20 protein-coding genes are annotated in these 20,541 nt (G+C 40.7%); all 20 read right to left on the minus strand.

Annotated features, from left to right (window positions below):
- Positions 1 to 23: 23 nt before the first annotated feature.
- Positions 24 to 227: a preprotein translocase subunit SecE gene (gene secE, locus RT269_RS03185; protein ID WP_313180542.1), complete on the minus strand. Its 204-nt coding sequence runs from the start codon at positions 225 to 227 to the stop codon at positions 24 to 26.
- A gap of 24 nt (positions 228 to 251) precedes the next feature.
- Positions 252 to 401 (minus strand): 50S ribosomal protein L33, encoded by a 150-nt coding sequence (gene rpmG / locus RT269_RS03190; RefSeq protein WP_013271142.1) that lies wholly within the window; start codon positions 399 to 401, stop codon positions 252 to 254.
- 290 nt (positions 402 to 691) lie between these two features.
- Positions 692 to 1,906, minus strand: coding sequence for an enolase C-terminal domain-like protein (locus RT269_RS03195; RefSeq protein ID WP_313180543.1), 1,215 nt, complete (start codon positions 1,904 to 1,906; stop codon positions 692 to 694).
- 34 nt (positions 1,907 to 1,940) lie between these two features.
- Positions 1,941 to 2,780: a carbohydrate ABC transporter permease gene (locus RT269_RS03200; protein ID WP_313180544.1), complete on the minus strand. Its 840-nt coding sequence runs from the start codon at positions 2,778 to 2,780 to the stop codon at positions 1,941 to 1,943.
- Complete coding sequence (locus RT269_RS03205) at positions 2,773 to 3,672, minus strand: carbohydrate ABC transporter permease (RefSeq protein WP_313180545.1); 900 nt, start codon at positions 3,670 to 3,672, stop codon at positions 2,773 to 2,775. Before RT269_RS03205 ends, RT269_RS03200 begins: the two co-directional genes overlap by 8 nt.
- A gap of 56 nt (positions 3,673 to 3,728) precedes the next feature.
- A complete protein-coding gene (locus tag RT269_RS03210; protein WP_313180546.1) occupies positions 3,729 to 5,087 on the minus strand; it encodes an ABC transporter substrate-binding protein in 1,359 nt (452 codons plus the stop codon).
- A 169-nt stretch (positions 5,088 to 5,256) separates the two neighbouring features.
- Entirely contained in the window at positions 5,257 to 6,162 is a 906-nt protein-coding gene (locus RT269_RS03215; protein WP_313180547.1) for a helix-turn-helix transcriptional regulator, read from the minus strand.
- Positions 6,163 to 6,180: 18 nt separating this feature from the next.
- Positions 6,181 to 7,029, minus strand: coding sequence for a dTDP-4-dehydrorhamnose reductase (gene rfbD / locus RT269_RS03220; protein ID WP_313180548.1), 849 nt, complete (start codon positions 7,027 to 7,029; stop codon positions 6,181 to 6,183).
- A gap of 110 nt (positions 7,030 to 7,139) precedes the next feature.
- Positions 7,140 to 8,162 (minus strand): dTDP-glucose 4,6-dehydratase, encoded by a 1,023-nt coding sequence (gene rfbB / locus RT269_RS03225; RefSeq protein WP_313180549.1) that lies wholly within the window; start codon positions 8,160 to 8,162, stop codon positions 7,140 to 7,142.
- A gap of 66 nt (positions 8,163 to 8,228) precedes the next feature.
- On the minus strand, positions 8,229 to 9,119 hold the full coding sequence (gene rfbA, locus RT269_RS03230; RefSeq protein ID WP_313180550.1) for a glucose-1-phosphate thymidylyltransferase RfbA: 891 nt from the start codon (positions 9,117 to 9,119) through the stop codon (positions 8,229 to 8,231).
- A gap of 84 nt (positions 9,120 to 9,203) precedes the next feature.
- Complete coding sequence (locus RT269_RS03235) at positions 9,204 to 10,391, minus strand: MerR family transcriptional regulator (protein WP_313180551.1); 1,188 nt, start codon at positions 10,389 to 10,391, stop codon at positions 9,204 to 9,206.
- 198 nt (positions 10,392 to 10,589) lie between these two features.
- Positions 10,590 to 11,291: a polysaccharide biosynthesis tyrosine autokinase gene (locus RT269_RS03240; protein ID WP_313180552.1), complete on the minus strand. Its 702-nt coding sequence runs from the start codon at positions 11,289 to 11,291 to the stop codon at positions 10,590 to 10,592.
- Positions 11,288 to 12,031: a YveK family protein gene (locus tag RT269_RS03245; RefSeq protein ID WP_313180553.1), complete on the minus strand. Its 744-nt coding sequence runs from the start codon at positions 12,029 to 12,031 to the stop codon at positions 11,288 to 11,290. Before RT269_RS03245 ends, RT269_RS03240 begins: the two co-directional genes overlap by 4 nt.
- Before the next feature lie 14 nt (positions 12,032 to 12,045).
- Positions 12,046 to 12,783: a CpsB/CapC family capsule biosynthesis tyrosine phosphatase gene (locus tag RT269_RS03250; protein WP_313180554.1), complete on the minus strand. Its 738-nt coding sequence runs from the start codon at positions 12,781 to 12,783 to the stop codon at positions 12,046 to 12,048.
- A gap of 1 nt (position 12,784) precedes the next feature.
- Positions 12,785 to 14,344 (minus strand): hypothetical protein, encoded by a 1,560-nt coding sequence (locus RT269_RS03255; RefSeq protein ID WP_313180555.1) that lies wholly within the window; start codon positions 14,342 to 14,344, stop codon positions 12,785 to 12,787.
- Between the two features lie 69 nt (positions 14,345 to 14,413).
- Positions 14,414 to 15,316: an N-acetylmuramoyl-L-alanine amidase family protein gene (locus RT269_RS03260; protein WP_313180556.1), complete on the minus strand. Its 903-nt coding sequence runs from the start codon at positions 15,314 to 15,316 to the stop codon at positions 14,414 to 14,416.
- A 338-nt stretch (positions 15,317 to 15,654) separates the two neighbouring features.
- Complete coding sequence (locus tag RT269_RS03265) at positions 15,655 to 16,224, minus strand: VanZ family protein (RefSeq protein ID WP_313180557.1); 570 nt, start codon at positions 16,222 to 16,224, stop codon at positions 15,655 to 15,657.
- Between the two features lie 343 nt (positions 16,225 to 16,567).
- Positions 16,568 to 17,797, minus strand: a complete 1,230-nt coding sequence (locus tag RT269_RS03270) for a Coenzyme F420 hydrogenase/dehydrogenase, beta subunit C-terminal domain (protein ID WP_313180558.1) — start codon at positions 17,795 to 17,797, stop codon at positions 16,568 to 16,570.
- Between the two features lie 380 nt (positions 17,798 to 18,177).
- Positions 18,178 to 19,629, minus strand: coding sequence for a flippase (locus RT269_RS03275; RefSeq protein ID WP_313180559.1), 1,452 nt, complete (start codon positions 19,627 to 19,629; stop codon positions 18,178 to 18,180).
- Positions 19,617 to 20,541, minus strand: a 925-nt coding sequence (locus RT269_RS03280) for an O-antigen ligase family protein (RefSeq protein WP_313180560.1), incomplete at its 5' end; no start/stop codon positions are given. The genes RT269_RS03280 and RT269_RS03275, both read right to left, overlap by 13 nt.

Below are 20,541 nucleotides of genomic sequence, written 5' to 3' on the forward strand. Positions count from 1 at the left end.
AAACTCACCTTAACCCTTACGAATTATAAGATAAAACTGAGACCAAACTTGATGATTAGATCAAGAATTCCGATAATCAGTCCTAAAGCAATCGCTGAAGAAATGACAGCGATCGACTGTTTCGTTACGGTTTCTTTGTCAGGCCAAACGATTTTTGTAAACTCAGATTTCAAACCCTTAAAAAAGCTCTTCTTCTGAGCACTCTCGTTGTTCACTGTATCTCCCATAATTTCACGTCCTTTACAAACTGATTACTTTGTTTCCTTGTGCATTGTATGGCTCTTACAGAATCTGCAGTACTTCTTGGTTTCCATTCTGTCCGGATGAGTCTTCTTATCCTTGGTCATGTTGTAATTACGCTGTTTGCATTCTGTACATGCCAGTGTGATTTTTGTGCGCACGACTTCCACCTCCACTTAAATTTTCATTGTTGTGTTTTAAGTCCCTTTGTCTGCTGCAAGCAATTTTGAGCATAAAAAAAAGACCTAAGCTCTTCCATTCGCCCAATTACTATAACATACAGACCAGGATTCGTCAATCTTTTTTTGTGAAAAACAATGGTATTCACGGTATTTCGTCATTATATCATGGAAGCAAAAAAATTGCAAGTCCGGTCAGGAGGATTTAAAGGTTTTTTAAATCTGTTCCAGCCGGACCTGCTTCTATAATAATATGTATTCTGTATTTTTTTCTATGGCCTTACAGGCGTTCCGTCAGGAAGCCTTGAAAAGAGCCAGCCATGGTCCATATCCACCGCAGGATATTTTTCAGCCGCTTTTTCATCAAAACCGACTCCAATTCCAGGCTTACCGTTAACGTAGGCATATCCTTCTCTGATCACCGGACAGCCTGGGAACACCTCCTGCTCCGCTTCACTGAAGCCGGAAAATTCCTGTATCCCGAAATTGTGGCTGTTTAAATCCAGATGCATCTGCACTGCCATCCCAATAGGAGATAAATCATTTGGCCCATGCCAGGCTGTCCGCACTCCATATGCCTCACAATAATGTGCCAGCTTCCTGGCAGGGGTCAGTCCTCCGATATCACTTAAATGAACTCTCATATAATCGATCCACTGGTTCTGTACAATAGACTTCCATTCATTGGGGTTGGTGAACAGCTCTCCCATTGCCAGAGGAAGAATGGTATGGTGCCTCAGGGTTTTAAAGAACTCCACGTGCTCCGGTGCAAGAGAATCCTCCAGGAAAAATAGTTTGTACTGCTCCATCTCCCTGGCAAATTCCAGAGTCTCAGCAAAGCTTAGGCGCTCATGGACATCATGCATAAGCTCCACTTCCCAGCCAATATCCCTGCGAACCCGGTCAAACAGTTTATAAACACTTTGCATGTACATTCTGGGATGGAAATACGCTCCCCCGGGTGCATTGTCAGGCTTTACGATTCTTTGTATTTTTCCGTCGAAGTTACCGCCATAGGTACCCATATGGCATCTGATGTAACGGTATCCTTCCGCCATATACCTCCGGATGCATTCTTCCACCTCTTCGATGGAGCTGCCATCCGCATGTCTGTAAACTGCGATTCCTTCCCGGCATTTTCCGCCCAGCAGGCTGTAAAGCGGCATATTGGCCCGCTTTGCCTTAATGTCCCATAATGCCTCATCAACACCGGATATGGCATTGTTCAAAACAGGACCGTTTCTCCAGTAAGAGCTTCCCATCATGGTCTGCCAGATCCCTTCAATGTCATCCACAGGCATTCCCTTAAGCATGGGCCGCAGATATTCTTCAATGGCTGTCACCACCGCCTTATGCCTCCACGTAAATGTGGCGCACCCATATCCGTACAGCTCCGGCTCCGTTGTTTCCACCTTTACCACAACCAGGTTGATATTTCTTGGAGCAGTTACAAAAACTTTAATGTCATGGATTTTTATATGATCCATTTTTAGTACCTCCGTAAGTCATATTCTCTGCAAATCAGCTCTTTACAGCTCCTCCGGTCATTCCAGCAATGAAATACTTCTGGAAGCTTACAAAAAGAATTACCAAAGGAAGACTGGATATGCTGGATGCCGCCATTAAGTCATTCCATTTAATTTGATATTGGGAATTTAATGAAATGATCCCAACAGTGAGCGTTTTTAATTCATCCTTGGATACCAGGACAGAAGAAAACATATATTCATTCCAGCCGTTGAACAGAACGAACATGGCTACCGCCGCAATTCCCGGAACGATCAGCGGAAGGATGATATTCCAAAAGATCCGGAAGCTGGAAGCCCCATCCACCCGTGCCGCCTCATCAAGCTCCAGGGGAATGGTCTTAAAGTAAGATACGATCATCCAGGTACTGAACGCAATATTTGTAGCCGCATAAACGACTACCAGGCCAAATAAGGAATTGACAAGATGATACTTAGAAAGCACCGCATAAAAAGGCACCACCAGCATGACTCCCGGAAACATCTGTGTAATAAGGAGAAAACTCATCAGCTGTTTTCTTCCTTTAAACCGGAATCTGGTCACCCCGTATCCTGCCAGACAGGCACATGCCACGCAGATCACCATGGCGGAAAGGCAGACCACAAGACTGTTTAAGGTCATGCGTCCAAAATTATAAGTATTGAAAAATTTCCGGAAGGAATCCAGGGAAAACGGGTCCGGAATCCATTTTGGCTGAGAATAATACGTCTGCGGTTCCGTTTTAAATGCAGTGGATATCATCCATAAAACCGGGACCACGATAAAAGAGGCCATAAAGATCAATACCGCATAGGTAGCTGCCAATTTATTTTTTTCTTTTTTTGATCTACTCATTCTCCCTTGTCACCACCTTACTCACCAGACTGATCAAATAGCAAATGAAGAACACCAGGATGCCCCAGGCAGACGCCTTTCCAAACCTCAAATCATTGAACGCTGTTCCATAGATGCTTAAGCTGATTAAATTGGTAGCAGTTCCCGGGCCGCCTGCTGTCATGGTGTAAACCAGGGTATACTGCTTGAACCACCAGACGCAGTCCAGGATCAAAACCGTAGTCAGAATAGGCTTTAAGGATGGAACCGTAATGTATCGGAATTGTGCCAATTTGCTGGCACCATCGATTTCCGCCGCCTCATAATAATCCCTGGATATGCTCTGCAAACCTGCCAGGATCATGGTCATGACCAGGGGAAATCCCTTCCAGATGCAGACAAAGACCACCGCCGGAAAGGCCAGCTCCTTGCTGCCAAGCCAGGAAATATTGGTAGATATAAGCCCTAGTCCTTTCAGCGCACTGTTTAAGATTCCATACATGGGATTCATGATCCAGGTAAATAAAAGCGCCACAACCGCTTCCGGGAAAAACCATGGCAGCATAAATATAACCCGGAAAACAGTTCTTCCTTTAAATTCCCGGTTAAGCAAAGTTGCCAGGATAAACCCTAAAATGAAATGTCCCGCTACAACCAAAATCATAAACATGGTCGTCAGCAGAACCGACTGGTAGAAGGCCGCTTCTTTAAATGCCGCTGCATAGTATTTAAAGCCTACAAAATTCCATTTCGTCACCAGGTTCGTGTTGAAAAAGCTGATATAGAACCCATAAACCATAGGATAAATGATAAGGGCAGCCAGCATGACGACAATCGGCAGAGTAAAGTAATATCCTTGCCTCTGGGACTTCACTTTTATATGGGCAGTTCCATTTTTGTTCATGAAATTCATCTTACTCCCTTCTCCATTTTTTTGAGGGAGGATGGTTCCTCCCTCATTCATAATGATCAGTTATAATCCTCTAACAATTCATCAACATCACTTACCAGAGTTTTTACTGCTTCTTCGTTTTTCTTTTCATTGGAGAATACAGACGCGTATGCATTTCCAAGGGCGCTCTTTAAGCCGCTGACACATGCAAACTTAACGGTTGGACGGCAGCCATCTGCGATTTGCTGTAAAAAGCCTGCGTAATCCTCTCCTGATATATAGTCTGCCTTCTGTCCCTCTGCTGTGGCCGGAATCTTTCCGCTGCTCTGCCAGAACTGCATGTCCTCATCGTGCTCTACAAAAAATCTCAGATAATCGATGGCTGCTGCCTTTTCCGCATCAGTTGCATAAGCGCTGATGGAATAGCCTTCGGTTCCAAGCATGGTTCCCGGATAATCACCAGGCATCTTAAAGGATCCTAAGTTTCCCTTTAAATCAGGATTGTTGGCATAGGCTACACCAAGAGCATTTGGCCCGGTAAGGAACATACTTGTATATCCCATAGCAAAATAATTGGCGGCTGTCGGATAATCCACCTCAGTAATTCCAGTCGGAACAATGCCCTCTGCATTCATGTTGGTCCATCTTGAAAATGCATTCATGAATTTCTGGTCTTCTGTAATATCAGTGATCCATTTTCCGTTCTCTTCTTTCACACATTCAATCCCGTTTGACCATAAATATGCCATGAAACGGCTCTGACCGGAGGAGTTATTGGAGCCAACCATGTCAAATCCCCATTCGTCCATCTGCCCGTCATTGTTCGTATCCTTTGTAAGGGCCTTTGCAGCAGCTGTAAACTCTTCCCATGTCTTTGGAATTTCTAATCCGGCTTCCTTAAACCTGTCTGCACGATAGATCACGGACAGCGGCTGAACAGCAACCGGAAAATATGACATCTCATCTCCCAGCATACAGGAGTCCACAACACCGTTGGCAAATTTAGCTTTTAAATCCTCCGGCACAAGCCCGTTGATATCAGCTGTCAGCCCAAGGTCATGAAGAGTGGCAACTGCATCTGCTGATGTAAAGAAAATGGTGGGCACATCCTTTGGCGTAGCTGCCATAGCCGAAAGCTTTGTATAGATGTCATTGGTGCTGACAGCCTGTACGTCAATGATCACATTGGGATGCAGGGCCATATACTCATCTGCATATTGATAGATGAACTTTCCGTGAGGATCTTCTCCCGCATAGCCGTCAAAAATAGTAAGTAAAACTGATTCCCCTTCCGTTCCTTTTTCTGCGGCACTTGTCTTTGCTTGTTCCGTCTCCTTTGCCGCCATTGTTTCATTCTGGCTCTTTCCGCTGCAGCCTGTCACCAGGGTCATTGCAATAACAGCTGAAAAAAATAATGCAAGAACTCTTTTCTTCATAACTGATCCCTCCATAAATTATTTTTGCCTGTTTTTTAGCTGCTTTCATCATATCTTATTCCCCTTGTTTAATCTGTATAGATTTTAGTCAATAATCACCATTTTTTAATTACACTTTCAAAGATTTTCCTATTCTTCTTTTCACCCAATAAAAAAAGGCTGTAATTGCTTACAGCCTTTGAGTCTCTTCCTTATTCCTTTTGAACAACTCATGGATCGCTTTCCGGTACTGCAGGGGAGTTGTTTCCATAACCGCTTTAAACTGCCTCAAAAATGTATTCACACTGTCATATCCACATTTTGCAGCAATGGCAGTAACGCTCTCATTGGTGTTTTCAAGCAGCTTTGCAGCCTCACACACCCTGACAATGTTGATATATTTTATCAGCGTCTTTCCAAAATACTTATTGAACTCCCTGCTGATGGTAGCCGGATGGAGATAAAAAAGTTCACTTAAAACCTTTAAGTCCAGATTCTCCTGATAATGCCTGTCGATATATTCCTTAATTGCAATCATTCTCAGATTCATTTCGGATAGTTCGCTTTCCGTCCGCTCCAATCCAAAAGCCCGAAACAGCAATACAGTAATCTCCGTGATGATCGACCGCTCCATCATGGAACGGAACGGCTGATGGATCTCCTGTTCCTCATACAATTCCTTTATAAGGCCGGTCACACGGTTGAATATCTGTTCATCCACATGCTTATAATGCTCCTGGAACGCCTGCTGGCCAGGCGTTAAAAAAACCTTTTTTAAGTCTTCCCCAAGGTTTAAGCTTTCATAATAGGAGGGACGGACCGAAAGTCCATACCGCAGGAAGGGAAGGCCCAAAAGCCTTCTCTGATGATGCTCCTGCCCTCCGATGACCATAATGTCACCCTTTTCCAGAAGATATTTCTTACCGACTACATAGTATTCCGCAGATCCCTCTTCCACAAACAGAAACTCACTAGCTGTATGAATATGGTGCATCCCATTCTTTTCGTATTCACAGGATCTTGAGACATTGTAATTGTCTTCACTTAAGGCCCGGAAATGATCCGGTTCCCAGTAGTCATTGATCTTGATTTCCATATCCCCTCCTGCTGATGCTTAACCGGGTAAAACAACCTCCAGGTACCGTTTTAAGGCATCCTGCCAGGAAGGCATAGGAAGAAAACCGTTTTCTTTTAGCTTCTTCTTATTCATACGGCTGTTGCCTGGCCGCTTTGCCTTTGCCGGATACTGATCCGAGCCGACAGGCTCCACTTTTACATCCATACCTGCCTGTCTAAAGATTTCACAGGCAAATTCATACCATGTGCACTCTCCTTCGTTGGTAGCATGATAACGCCCGTATTTCTCCGTTTCTATCATGTCCACCAAAAGGCGGGCCAGATCATAAGTATAGGTGGGAGAACCTGTCTGGTCAGCTACCACCGTTAATTTATCATGAGTCTTTCCCAGGTTCAGCATGGTCTTAATAAAGTTCTTTCCATTCGCTCCAAACACCCAGGCGATCCTTACGATAAAATATTTAGTGAGGTTTTCTTCTACTGCCAGTTCTCCCTCATATTTGGTCTGACCGTAAACATTTAACGGCGCTCTATCGTCATCAGGCTCCCAGGGACGGGTTCCCTGGCCGTTAAACACATAATCCGTGCTGATGTACATCATCTTGATATCCAGTTCACGGCACACCCCGGCAATGTACTCCGTTCCCTTTGCGTTAACGTTACGGCACAGCTCCTCATTATCTTCCGCCGCATCCACAGCCGTATAAGCGGCACAGTGGATGACCGCATCAGGAGCGGCTGCCTTAATGACCCGGTTTACGCTGTCCTTATCCGTGATGTCCATCTCATCGATGTCCACGCCCACCGCCTCATGCCCCCGTTTATTCAGTTCATTTACTACATCAAATCCAAGCTGGCCCTTTACGCCAGTAACAAATACTTTCATAGATGCCTCTTTTCTAAACGGAAATTTGGTTCGCCTGACGGCTCCCAATGGATAGATTTCCTGACGGAAGGCAGCACAATCCGCCTTTCATAAGGAAATCATTCAGGGAATTATAAACGCTCACCATACATGTTATCAAAATAATTCTGATATTCCCCATTGATGATATGCTTCCACCAGTCCTCATTATCCAGATACCACTGGATGGTCTGACGGATCCCGGTATCAAAGTTATATTTAGGCTTCCAGCCAAGCTCGGTTTCCAGCTTCTTCGGGTCAATGGCATAACGTCTGTCATGACCAGGACGGTCGGTCACGAACTTGATTAAGCTCTCCGGTTTATCAAGGGCATTCAGAATGGTCTTAACCACTTCTAAGTTGGTGCGCTCGTTGTGTCCGCCTACATTGTAGACCTCGCCTGCTTTTCCCTTGTGAATGATTAAATCAATGGCTTCGCAGTGATCGGAAACATGGAGCCAGTCTCTTACATTTTCCCCTGTGCCATATACCGGAAGCTCTTCATCTGCCAGTGCACGGCTGATAATAAGAGGAATCAGCTTTTCCGGAAAGTGATACGGGCCATAGTTATTGGAGCATCTGGAAATGGTCACCGGAAGTCCGAACGTCCTCTGGTATGCCTGAACAAAAAGGTCTGCGCTGGCTTTTGAAGAAGAATAAGGGCTTGAGGTATGAAGCGGGGTTTCCTCTGTGAAGAATAAGTCCGGGCGGTCAAGAGGCAGGTCGCCGTATACTTCATCAGTAGAAACCTGATGATAACGCTTGATTCCATAAGTACGGCAGGCATCAAGAAGGGTCGTGGTTCCCATCACATTCGTTCTTACAAATGCCTCAGGGTCTGTAATGGAACGGTCTACATGGCTCTCTGCCGCAAAGTTTACCACCACATCGGGTTTTTCCTTCTCAAAGAGATCAAAAATAAAACCTCTGTCTGCAATATCCCCTTTTACAAATTTATAATTAGGTTTATCCTCAACAGGCTTCAATGTCTCTAAATTTCCTGCATAAGTCAAAAGGTCCAGATTGATGATCTGATAATCCGGATACTTATTCACCATGTGATGTACAAAATTTCCACCGATAAAACCGGCTCCTCCGGTAACGATAATTTTCATTTATATGCTCCTCCTTTTTATTGTGACAGCAAAGCTCAAAGCCTTCGCCAGTGGAATCTGGCTTCCTTAACCGTGCAATTTGTCAATGTATTTACCGGCAAGGACATCCATCAGATATTGTCCGTACTGGTTCTTTTTCAAAGGCTCAATGTTCACCATCAGCTGATCCTTTGTGATCCAATGGTTTAAATAAGCGATTTCCTCCAGACAGGCGATCTTCCTATGCTGGTGTGTTTCCATGGTGCGGACAAAATCCGTGGCATCTGCCAGAGATTCATGAGTTCCCGTATCAAGCCAGGTAAAGCCCTGGCCTAAAAGTTCCACATCAAGCTTTCCTTCTTCCAGATAAATGCGGTTTAAATCCGTGATTTCCAGCTCGCCCCTGGCTGATGGCTCCAAGTTCTTCGCATATTCCACAACCTTATTATCATAGAAATAAAGTCCGGTCACACAATAATTGCTCTTTGGCTTTGCCGGCTTTTCTTCAATGGACACTGCCTTTCCGTCAGAATCGAATTCCACGATTCCAAAGCGCTCCGGATCATCTACATAATAGCCGAATACAGTAGCTCCATCCTTTTTGTTAGCCGCATTTAACAGGCGTTTGTTAAGTCCGTGTCCTGCGAAAATATTATCTCCAAGGATCATGGCAACGCTGTCGTCTCCAATGAAATCCTCTCCAATGATAAATGCCTGTGCAAGACCATCAGGGGAAGGCTGGACCGCATAAGATAAGCGGATACCAAACTGTCCTCCGTCTCCTAAAAGCGCCTCAAAACGCGGCGTGTCATCAGGAGTGGAGATGATCAGAATATCCCGGATGCCTGCGTTCATTAAAACGGACAGGGGATAATAGATCATAGGCTTGTCATAAATAGGCAGTAACTGTTTGGAAGTTACCATGGTCAGCGGGTAAAGTCTGGTGCCGGAACCTCCGGCAAGTATAATTCCCTTCATTTCTTTCTCCTCCGTATCTATTTGTGATACCATCATACAGGGTGACGTAAGGTTACTGTCAAGTCCTTTTCCATTAATTTTTCATTACTTTCTGCAGATAAATGCCCCGGCCCGTTTTGTAATATGGATAAAACCTTTCTTTTCCATTTTCTTTTTCAAAAATTCCCGGAATTCCTCATAACGGTCACTTAAATACTCCTGTTGGTTTCCATGACAGGAAAGTATGTATTCCATAAGTGCGCCAGGATCGCTGACTTCCAGGTAATCCTTATACTCCCTCTTCTCCACAGAATGAAAATGACCTTTCAAGATCTCCTCCCCATTCTCAAGCCCAAAGACATCATACAGATTCACTTCGGATAGAGCAATTCTTGAATCAAACTCCTTAACCAGCTGGCTGATCTCCTTCATATGATCCGAGCCGTAGGTGCTGCAGTAAAAAACGCCCTCAGGTTTTAGGACTCTCTGCACCTGATCCAATGCCCCATCTAAGTTTGTTAAGTAAAACAGAACATGATTGGCTGCCACAATATGAAAGCTGCTATCAGGCTTTGGGATCTGACGGCAGTCAAACACTTCAAAGGAAAAGGAGCCGGGAACGTCTTTTAAACATTCTTCCACATCCCGGATCATCCCTTCTGAAATGTCAGACAGGCAGATCTTCGTATCCGCCGGCAGCCTGTTCCTGTTTGCACACCATAGTTCCCCATTGCCGCATCCAAGCTCCAGAACTTTTTTACCATCCAAAGGTTCCATAAGATCATACAGCCACTGAAACCACCCCGTAGGATTCTTAGTATACTTTTTGTGAAGCCCGATCCGAATGTTTATGTTGGCCGCATCTTTATACTGCTCCACAAGGGACCGTTCCATATTGGTAATATGGATTAAGTGAAGAATTTTATTCCAGTCTACAGACTGATTATCCGTCACCAGCTTTGACGTTTCCGTAAGGGTCTGCTCCACAAGCTTTAAGTGTTCGATCCTCTTTCTGATCAGATTGAGTTGAAGCCTAAGAGAACCTTCCACATAATCATTATCATTGTCATTGATGGTAATGGAGCGGATTTCATCTAAGGAAAAGCCTAAGTACTTTAAAGAAAGAATTTTTTGAAGCTTAGCGAAATCAGAATCCGTATAGAGCCGGTATCCTCCCTCACTCATTCCGGAAGGTTTTAATAGTCCCTGCTTATCGTAATACCGGACGGTGCGAATGGAAACATTGGCCTTTTTGGCGAACTGGCCTGAGGTATAATATGGATTCACCGGCATGTCACCTCCTTTTTCCTGAATTATCATATATGTATTATATAGGGTGACGTATGGTCATGGTCAAGGGGATTTTTAAAGATCGTGTAAAAATACTCAAAACCTGTCCAATTCTTTCTGCTGCAGTTGATTACATATAAATAAAGAACGTGTGCAAGTCTTATGATCTGACCTTCACACGTTCTTTCCTAATTCCATCTATTATGATTCTCCATAGCTTCCGTAATACTTCCCATAATATTTCCCGTAATAATTTCCGTAATAAGCATCGTGCTCCATATCTACCTTATTTAATACTACCCCCAAAATACGGCATTCACTTTTTTCCAGCTGCTCCTTAACTCTTTGCAGCATTTTATAGCTTATCACAGCACTTTCCACGACAATGATCGCACCATCCACATATCTTGCAATTAAGGCCGCATCGATTACACTTCCAAGAGGAGGGGCATCAACAATGATGTAGTCATAATTATCCCGCTGCTCTTCCAGAAGTTTTGCAAACAATGGTCCCCCAAGAAGCTCCGTAGGGTTAGGGGATACAGGTCCTGCAAGGATTATATCCATGTTCTTGATATCTGTCTGGCAGATTACATCTTCCATCGATCTCTGCCCTGTCATATAATGGGTCAGTCCATAAGTGTTTCCATCTACCTTATAGCGGCCTGCAATAACAGATTTCCTGATATCAGCATCTACAAATAATACCCGGTTATCCGCCGCCGCAAAAGAGCTGGCAAGCTGAAATGAAATAGAGGTTTTTCCTTCATTGGGAGTGGAACTGGTAAGGGTCAGTACTTTTATATCCTTACCGGAAAAAAGAATATTTGTTCTTAATGTTTTAAACGCTTCATTTGCTTTAAAATCAAGCTTATCCTTTCTGCGGAATGAAACTTTTCTCATTGCATCATACCTCCTCTCCCAGAGTTCCTCTTTCGTCTTTTCTTCTGCATGGAACCATTCTCTTCAAACAATGGAATAGCAGCCAGCGTATTCAGCCCCAGGTACTTTTCTACATCCTCGGGAGTTTTTACCGTATCATTCATAATAAATAACACCAGTATGATTAATGCAGACAGAAATACACCTGCAAAACCGCCTAACAAAGAACTTTTTGTAACACTTGGCCTGGTTTTTTCTGTCGGCAGATATCCTTCCTCCACGATATTCGGCGGAACGGAATCCATGATTTGAGCCATTCTGGCAGACGCTACCTTTGCTACTTCATCCGCAATGCTTTTGGCCATATAAGGGTCTGAATCCTCTACCGATATAGTAAGAATCCTGGTATCTGTGGGGTTTTCCACCTTGATTTTCTTCACAAGCTGTTCATGAGACATATTTAAATCCAGATCTGAAATGACCTGGTTCGTAACAGGCCTGCTGGTCACCAGCACCTTATAATCCTTTGTAAGCTGAGTTCCCAGCTGCAGATCCGTCAGAGAAGTCAGTGTAGTGGTTTTATTGACGATATAGAGCATGGTAGAAGAAGTGAAAACCGGCTCCAAAACCATTGCTGCAAATAAGCCGAAGGAGACTGCTCCTAAAATACCCGTCAATAAAACAATCCATATTTTTCGTTTTAAAACATAAAATAACTCAATTAAATCTATCTCAATCTCATCGTCCTGATTGGTTCCCATAACTTTCTCCTCAGTTAAATAATGATATCATTCAACACGGCAATTCCATTCTGGTATAAGATCTTCGGCCCTAACCGGGAATCGCAATTGTGTATCACCCATTCGGCACCCTTCTTTATATCCGGCTGCCTGTACACCATGCCATGACTGTCTGTAGCAAGGAAATGAACCAGACCTGACTTGCATAGTTTTTTTATATAAGCTGTCTTTTTATTTAACATACCTCCCTTTAAACTGGAAGCATTTACCTGGAAGTATGCTCCTGATTCCTGCAGGTCACGAATCCGCTCCATCCTTTTATACAGGCAAAGATAGCGCTCAATGTGAGCCAGAATCGGAATATATCCCTTTGCAGACAACTTCCTCACTGCACGGTATAATTCCTCATATGGAACTGTGGGCAAAAATTCAACCAGAATATAACTCGATCCAGACATCGTCCATATTTCACCGGCTTCCAGCCGCTCTGCAAGACTCTCTGAGTACATGAGCTCACACCCTAAATAAAGCTCCATATCATGGCCAAAGTCTGTCTTTTTTAATCGGTTCTTCAATTCATCAAAAGCAGCTTTTATGCTTTCTGCTTTCTGGGAAGTAATATTCGCCGTCACATGAGGGGTACAGATTATCCGTCTGACATTTTGATCGTACTCTTCCTTCAAAGCAGCCAGGCTTTCCTCTATATCCTTTGCCCCGTCGTCCACCCCAGGTATCAAATGACAATGTATATCAAAATAATAATTCTGCTCCAAGCTATCTGCCTTCCTTCCATGCCTTTACAGCAGCAAGAACCATCCAGGCCAACAGCACTCCAATCCCACAAGTAACTGCGCCGGCCCTCCATATTCCACTTTTGTAAATTTCAAAAAATGAATTCATATAAGGAGGATTGACTTCTCCCCAACGAGCTGAAATAACCATATTGCTTCCAGTAAACACCAAAAATCCAAGGATACTTCCGAGCATCAACCCTTTTGCTCCCAGACAGAAGCCCCGGTATTTGTAATGATGAAGAAAAACAAGGATTCCCTGTGCCGCAGCCATTAAAAGTAATGAGATGGGCAAAATAAGAACGGCTGTTTTTGTATAATCAGCCTTCAGCTGTGACCACCACGAAACAAACGGCCATTTCAATAAAGCCGTGTATTTCCCGTCAAGGCGGTCCATCAGAAGAGCAAGTCCGGCTTTCGCCTCTTTTGTCATAGTCACAGACTGCCCTTTTAAATATTCCTCGATATCAGCTTTCAAAGGTTCAATCAAAATAGACGTATCAGCCTTATAGATTCCTTTGCTCAAATCATTTTCCACCTGCTGCCTGGCCGCTATAACCACCTTTTCGTAGGTCAGAGATTGGTCCATAACGCTATTCGGGATATTTAATAGGGAAAATGAAATGGAAGTATCTTTCTTAAGTTCATCATAGACAAATGTATAATACCCTGTATCCGCTAATTTACTGAGAATGGCATTTTTCTGAAATGCTCCAAACCAGGCTCCGCCAACTAAGCACAATACGAAAGACAGAGCCGCTATGGAAGCTGTCAGAATATATTTTAAAATCCTGCGCAGCTTACGATGACTGTGGCTGATTAATAATTTCTTATGTATTGATACAACAAGTACCAGAGTGATTGCAAAGGTAGCTGCTGCTACGCAGCCCCACATGATTCCGTATCGGACCTTAAGTTGCTGCATCCTTGCATTTGTATCTTTATTTAAGTATTCATAAGTCTGGGGAGGTGCTTTGTCTACAAGTTCAAGAATGGATATTACAGAGGAAGACTTCTCCGTTTCCGGATCTTTTTTATTCTCTTGTTGTAATGTGTCAGAATCACCTTCCGATTCGGCTTCTGAGCCTTCGTTTTCTTGTATTCCTGCAGTCTCTGATTCCTTTTGACTTTCTTCTGTTTTTTGCTTCTCAGGTTTCTTTGTAGGTGTGCTGGTTTCCTGCTGTCCTGCTGCACCCTCGGAAGGAGCCGGTGAAGGTTCTGTTTCTGAAACGGGAGTTCTTCCTACCTCTACTAAATAACCGCTTTCCACTCCGGTCTGTACATTGGCATATATTTCTGAAATTGCTGCCTGGGCCTGTTCCGCAGTTAATTCCACATCATCCTGGGCCAGATAGTTTGCTACCGAATTAATGTATTCCGGTTTGACCGCATAAATAATTCCGTCTTTCTCAAATTGTCCACTTACTGCGGATATGACAGACTGCTCGTTTGCATTAACGGATCCTGCATACGCAGTCTGGGCTATGCCGGCACTTATGATAAATGCTATTCCACCAATTATCCATCTTTTATATAATCTCATGCCGCTCTCCATATTTAAAATAGGGCGGTTCCTATGAGAGCCACCCTATCTAGATATCATTATGTAGATTTACTCGGCAGCAACAGAATAGTTTATCTTTTCATTGCTGCTTGTATATACCGTTATGCCCTTCTTACCTTTCAGGAGGTTAATGACTTCATCAATGGTTTTATCACCATAACCCAAGCTCTCTGCATACGCTTCAAAGTCTACCGAATCTCCTGCAATAAACGTTTTGTTTCCTACTACGATACGGCTTACATCTTCACCTGACAGGACATCCTCTAAAGCAGTCTGTACAGCCCCTATAAATCCAGCATCTGAAACCTTAGTATCAGGGCCAGTCGTAGGATTTTTATAGGTGAATTTAATTGTAGTTCCAGTCACCTTAACATCATCAATAGTATCCATTATAGTAGGATCTGACTTAATGCTGTTAAATGCTTCCTTAACTGTTTCCTTAACAGTAGCCACTTCTGTTGAGTCTCCCGTAATACTATTACTTGATTTGGAACCACCACTACCACCACCAAATGTACTAGACTGGTTTCCGTTACCTCCAAAAGTCTGAGGTGCGCTTACAGATGGTTTTCCATTTGTTGTTCCATACTCGGTAAAGTTATATTCTACTGTCCCGATCTTCATACTACCAGAAAACAGTGAGCCGTCCGCATTCATATAATACACTTTGTCATCGACTTTGATCAGACCTGTCTGCATAATTCCATTGTATGCAAAGAAATACCACTTACCATCGGTATCCTTTAACCAGCCCTTCTGTGCATTGCCATTTGCATCAAAATGATACCACTTGCCATCCTCCTGAAACCACTTGTTTGCCTGCCAGCTTCCGTCCTGGTTCTGATATCTCCATTCGGAACCAGACTGAACCCATGCTGCAGATGCTGGCAATGCACTGCCCACAGTGATTGCTGCGGCTAATGCTGCTATCACTAGCTTTTTCATCTTCATAATGTTTCTCCTTTCACTATCCTACCTTCAATTTTGTTACAAATTAAATTGATGTGTATATTTTAACTCTCTTTATGTAAAAATGCAAGGTTTATACGTTCACAACATCTTTACAATGTATGTTTTCAGCGTTTTTTATCGATAATGCTGATTTTATATAGTTTTATTTCCAATCTTTTGGTGTATATTTATATAAAAAAAGCCTTTAAATATGAGTAAAAGCTCAATCTGATAAGGAAAACTAAGGCGCAATCAGTTAAAAATCTACTATTCTCTTTACATTCTCTTACATATCTTTATATTTCCATGTATTATGCATTTTTTTGTAACCTAAGTTATCATAATAAGAAGCACTTTTTCTCTTTAAGATATTTATTGAGTCTGCGTAATAGTTTAATGGATACAAAGAATAAATATCCAATAATCGTTCCTATTACATTCATTACAACATCGTCTACCTGCATATGACCTCGTTGGGAGAGAAATTGAGCATATTCTAGGCTAACCGAAAAGAAAAATCCTAACGGAATACAACCAAATATACTTTCCGCAGGTTTAAGTACGTTTGGAAGAAGAACACCGAATGGGATCATCATCAAAATATTTTCGATTACATAAGCCTTACTCTGAACACTACCTTGCCACGTTTCACCTAAAATTAAACTAACTGTATTCCTTGAGCCTGGGGGACGGGAAAAATAGGTTTGTTGAAGTAATGTATACATGTATGTCACAAACAATCCCAGACAAATAATCTTAATTGGAGTTATGAGAATACATCTTCTGAACTGATACCATAATCCATTTATTAATATAAGAGCTACAATCAATATTACTCCAAATATCAGTCCTTTTGGTAAGTATAAAAGCGGTTCAATTATATCCTTTGCTAAAATTTTATATAACATATTATTCACCATTATTTTTATCTATAATAAGGGGTTCGTTCCAAGTTCAGTTGATTATATAATGATATTTATTCAATTAATCTTAATATAAGTTTTCCTTTAGCTCACATTAGATCATCACCTGCTCTGCCCCAGAACATATTACCACTATTATACGGTAAACTCCGCTCGCCCCTATATAAATAGCCGGATAGCCGGAGCTTATCAGTTTTCAATGTTACACCACCTTTTTCAAATGCATTCTATGTTTAGAAAAATCCCACAATTAATAAGTTTCGCCATAACAACAAAGACATTTAATTACTGATTTACTGCGTAATCAAATCACCAAATTATTTTTCTACTAATGTTTTAGCAATTTCTTAATTGTTTTCTGTATATTATTGGGCATTGCATTCCATAATATATAAACAGGATATTTTATCCCTACTTTTTTGCGGTACCATGTATCTACCGCGGAATAACCTTGATTTTTATAAATTTGCATAATTATTTCCCGGTCCTGGCTAAAAGGGCTTGGTGCTTTTAGCTGTCCATTGCATTCTGCGGCTTTATCAACAGTAGATGGCAGTAGATGTAGATTGTTTCCATATTTTTGCACTAGATCAGTTCCATGCTCATTATTGACTAAAATACAAGAAACACCTTTACTCTTCTCAATACTTGCTTTGGTACCATTCAAATATTCGGGATGTTGCTTTTCAATTCCCCAGAAATCTCCAATAGAAATATTTCCCGGCCTACTTAAACCCGCATAAGGACAACTATAGCAGTTAATTCGATATATTTTGGATGATAAAAACAAACTGTAATATGATGAAATTTTTGTATTCAATAGTCCTTTTTTCATATCGCCAGCCTGCTTTTTATATGTAACTGAGGCCATTAGCCCCCAACCGTTTTGTTTATCGCGAAATATAAACGATGTAATCGTACCATTCTTTTTCTTTTCCAATTCTTTTAAGTAGTCTAAGAAAAATTTTGCATTTGGAACACCATGGCAAATAATATCTATAGTATAAAGATTCTTATATTCTTCACTTCCTAGAAACGCATATAACCCCACTATTTGGCAAGGAGTTCCAGAAAAAAGTACTTTTTTTTCCGAATTTAATAATTTTTTCACTTGCTGATAGGAATCTTTCGTAAAACTCTGGACATACTTAGAACCTTGCAGTTTATACAAGTCCTCAATTCTATCAATCGAGATATGTTTTGGAATTAATTCACCACTTTCCAATATCATAGCACAGCCAAATACCATTCCACCAGCAGCAAGAACTTCTTTAGCAATAGCAGAAAAAGCGCCTCCTGAAGCTGACTTCTTAAGCACTTCATCCGCTTTATTCACAGCCACCCATGTACTAAGGTTTTTTACTTTATGTGACTCTTTCTGATAACCACATGTCTTTTTACACAAACCGCATTCAATACATTTTAGATCATCAATTTGTGGATAAATAAAACCAAATTCATCCGGAACCATAGTGATGGCACTTTTAGGGCATATATTCATACATGCGCTGCAACCGCAACAATCTATTTTATCTTTAAATAAAATTATTTTGGACACTAAATAATCCTCCCTAGTATAATAACCTAAAATGTCATTCCATATCTTAGGTCTTGAAGTTTACCAGTCGGGCACAGCCTACCTTTAGGACGCTGTTGAATCTAGTTACTGATAAATCTTTCCTCTGGTTTAGCATTTTGCTCCGCATTTTATTCTCCGATCCGCAATTCCCATGAAACAATCGTTCTGAGTCCAATACACCTGCGTAAATCGCCTGGCAAATAGTAGAATATATTGCACTTACATAGTAAATCCAAGGTTTATTATTCGGGCGTTTATTAATAAATCAAAACAGGTTCAGCCATTAATAAGTGCAGTACATACACCCTGGAGTTTACTATTAAAAAATATAAAATTAGTAGACTTTCTCATATAAATGTTTACTTTTTTATATTTAATCTAGATTTATATTTATGCACCAAATCGAGAAATATTTGATCTCTGGTAAACCACAGATATACCGTTGCCATTATAATATAGACAACTGCGCCCACCGAAATTTCCATCAGAAGTGATAGGAATCTATTGGTAAAGAAAGTTCCAACACCATTTACAACAAGTGCCATAATAATACCCATGATAATAAATGATGCAAAACTTTTAAAATAAGATACAAGAGGTAGCTCTTTCCTAACTAGTATAACCTGTAACAAGCAAACGCTTACTTCTGCACATAGAGTACCAATAGCAGCCCCTATTGCTTCATAGTGCGGAATCAAAAGTGCATTCATTATCACATTAACTACAGCGCCGAAAAAAACTGAAACTGTATATTCCTTATCTTTCTGTCTAGGTATTAGATACTGTGTTCTAATCACATTCGCAAATGCAAGGAAAGGAACTGTCATAGCTAGAACAAAAATCAACTTTCCGCATTCCTCAAACTCCTCACCCCAAAACAAGATTGAAAAATCATCAGCCACCGACATGAAACCAAATGTAAGGGCTAATGCAATTAGCATCATATATTTAACTGAAACTTTTATATACCGCTGGCTTTCACTTATTAATCCTTTAGACGCAAGGTTTGACATCTTTGGCAGCATAACAGTTCCAAATGCACCTATCACACCATTCGGAATATTAATAGCTTTTTCGGCATTTTCAAAAAATCCAACTTGTTCTTTTTCACAAATGCTACCAAGCATGATTTTATCCATAACCTTGTAAAGACTGATAGCAATCACTGGTATAAACAAAACCAACATTGGTTTCAAATGTTGAAGCATATCTTTATATCCAACACTAACAAAAGATGTATATTTCCCCAAAAAGAACCAAACTATCGATTGACTGATAAATGTTCCTGCTGCTAGTATCAATACATATATCCAAAGGTCGCTTTTATTCCTAACAAATAAGAAAATGCAAACAACCGTAGCTAATTTTATAATGGTATTTCTAGTAACTGTAAGCTTAAATTGCTCAATTCCAAAGAAAAACCAATTTATATCAAATAGTGCTCCAAAGATATATAAGCTTTGTATGGCAGCATACAGTTTGTTTTCTTTAACCACATAAACTAAATATATAATATAGAATATAAGAACAATTAATGATATTACTACATGTAAAAGAAATATACTACTAAATGTTTTATTAAGCTTTTCTCTGTCATCTCTTACCATAGCTATTGCTCTATTGCTATAATTGTTTATACCAAGCATTGCTATTAAAACAAAATAAGTTGCAATTGAATATGTATATGAATAGATACCAAGATTCTCAGCACCAAGGATTCTTGAAACATAAGGGGAGGTAACTAGCGGAAGTAATATTATTAAAATTTGATAAAAGCTTTGATACATAAAATTCTTTTTTATATTGACCATGTACTAGTTCCTCCGAACTTGAGCTTTTTCCAATTATATTGAAGAAGCAAGCCCAATAAAAACCAAAATTCAAATGTTGTTGTATAGCTTCTTGAAACCATGAGATGAACACAATAGCACATATAAATTATGCCAATCGAAAATGCCGCATTATTAGCATTAAATTTAATGGCAAAATTAAAAATCAAATAAATCAAAGCAACAATAAGTAAAAAACCAAAAAAAATACCAAATTGTAAAATTATCTCAAGAAAAATATTGTGTGCATAACCATCTGTAGTGAACCACCATACTCTATCATTTAAGTAAGCTCTTTCTCCTAAGTAACCATAGCCCAAGGTATTTTCTTTAATTAGATCAAATGCAACATTCGTAATTGTTGTTCTACCATTAGTAAAAGAAATGGATGACATATTTGTACCCAGTAAGGCTTCTAATATTCGAGAACTAATTCCTAATGATGTAGTTATAGAATATAGTAAATTAACAATAGGATTTATGTTTAAAGCAATAAGCAAAACTGAAAAACATAATACTATACATATTTTCCATTTTTTAGAAAATATTAAAAAGCCAATAAAAAGTGCAAACAAACACAGCAAAGATCCTCTTGTACCACCAGCTATATCAATAAGTGATCCAATTATTCCTGCGATAAATGCCGCCTTATCGCCTTTAAAAAAGCCATAATACAAAAGCGTCAATATATATAGCAATATAGCATAGCTAAATCCCATATAGGCCGATCCAACTCTCGCAAAAAGTAATACTACACCAGAAATTGACACAATAAAATAGGAGTATTTTTTCAATATACTTAAAAACAATTCATAATCTCGGACTTCTTTACAAAGCAAAAATCCACTTATGCTGAATATAAAGACTTCAGTAAAAAGATTTTCCTCCTCAAAA

It is taken from the genome of Lacrimispora sp. (genome assembly GCF_032078915.1).
GTDB lineage: Bacteria > Bacillota > Clostridia > Lachnospirales > Lachnospiraceae > Lacrimispora.

Excerpts from the sequence above, each read along its gene's own strand:
- RT269_RS03205 (WP_313180545.1), bottom strand. The coding sequence starts at position 3,672 with ATGAATTTCATGAACAAAAATGGAACTGCCCATATAAAAGTGAAGTCC.
- rfbB (WP_313180549.1), bottom strand. The coding sequence starts at position 8,162 with ATGAAAATTATCGTTACCGGAGGAGCCGGTTTTATCGGTGGAAATTTT.
- RT269_RS03265 (WP_313180557.1), bottom strand. The coding sequence starts at position 16,224 with ATGTTATATAAAATTTTAGCAAAGGATATAATTGAACCGCTTTTATAC.
- RT269_RS03210 (WP_313180546.1), bottom strand. The coding sequence starts at position 5,087 with ATGAAGAAAAGAGTTCTTGCATTATTTTTTTCAGCTGTTATTGCAATG.
- RT269_RS03245 (WP_313180553.1), bottom strand. The coding sequence starts at position 12,031 with ATGGGAACCAATCAGGACGATGAGATTGAGATAGATTTAATTGAGTTA.
- rfbD (WP_313180548.1), bottom strand. The coding sequence starts at position 7,029 with ATGAAAGTATTTGTTACTGGCGTAAAGGGCCAGCTTGGATTTGATGTA.
- RT269_RS03215 (WP_313180547.1), bottom strand. The coding sequence starts at position 6,162 with ATGGAAATCAAGATCAATGACTACTGGGAACCGGATCATTTCCGGGCC.
- secE (WP_313180542.1), bottom strand. The coding sequence starts at position 227 with ATGGGAGATACAGTGAACAACGAGAGTGCTCAGAAGAAGAGCTTTTTT.
- RT269_RS03255 (WP_313180555.1), bottom strand. The coding sequence starts at position 14,344 with ATGAGATTATATAAAAGATGGATAATTGGTGGAATAGCATTTATCATA.
- RT269_RS03200 (WP_313180544.1), bottom strand. The coding sequence starts at position 2,780 with ATGAGTAGATCAAAAAAAGAAAAAAATAAATTGGCAGCTACCTATGCG.
- RT269_RS03275 (WP_313180559.1), bottom strand. The coding sequence starts at position 19,629 with ATGGTCAATATAAAAAAGAATTTTATGTATCAAAGCTTTTATCAAATT.
- RT269_RS03195 (WP_313180543.1), bottom strand. The coding sequence starts at position 1,906 with ATGGATCATATAAAAATCCATGACATTAAAGTTTTTGTAACTGCTCCA.
- RT269_RS03235 (WP_313180551.1), bottom strand. The coding sequence starts at position 10,391 with ATGCCGGTGAATCCATATTATACCTCAGGCCAGTTCGCCAAAAAGGCC.
- rfbA (WP_313180550.1), bottom strand. The coding sequence starts at position 9,119 with ATGAAGGGAATTATACTTGCCGGAGGTTCCGGCACCAGACTTTACCCG.
- RT269_RS03260 (WP_313180556.1), bottom strand. The coding sequence starts at position 15,316 with ATGAAGATGAAAAAGCTAGTGATAGCAGCATTAGCCGCAGCAATCACT.
- RT269_RS03240 (WP_313180552.1), bottom strand. The coding sequence starts at position 11,291 with ATGAGAAAAGTTTCATTCCGCAGAAAGGATAAGCTTGATTTTAAAGCA.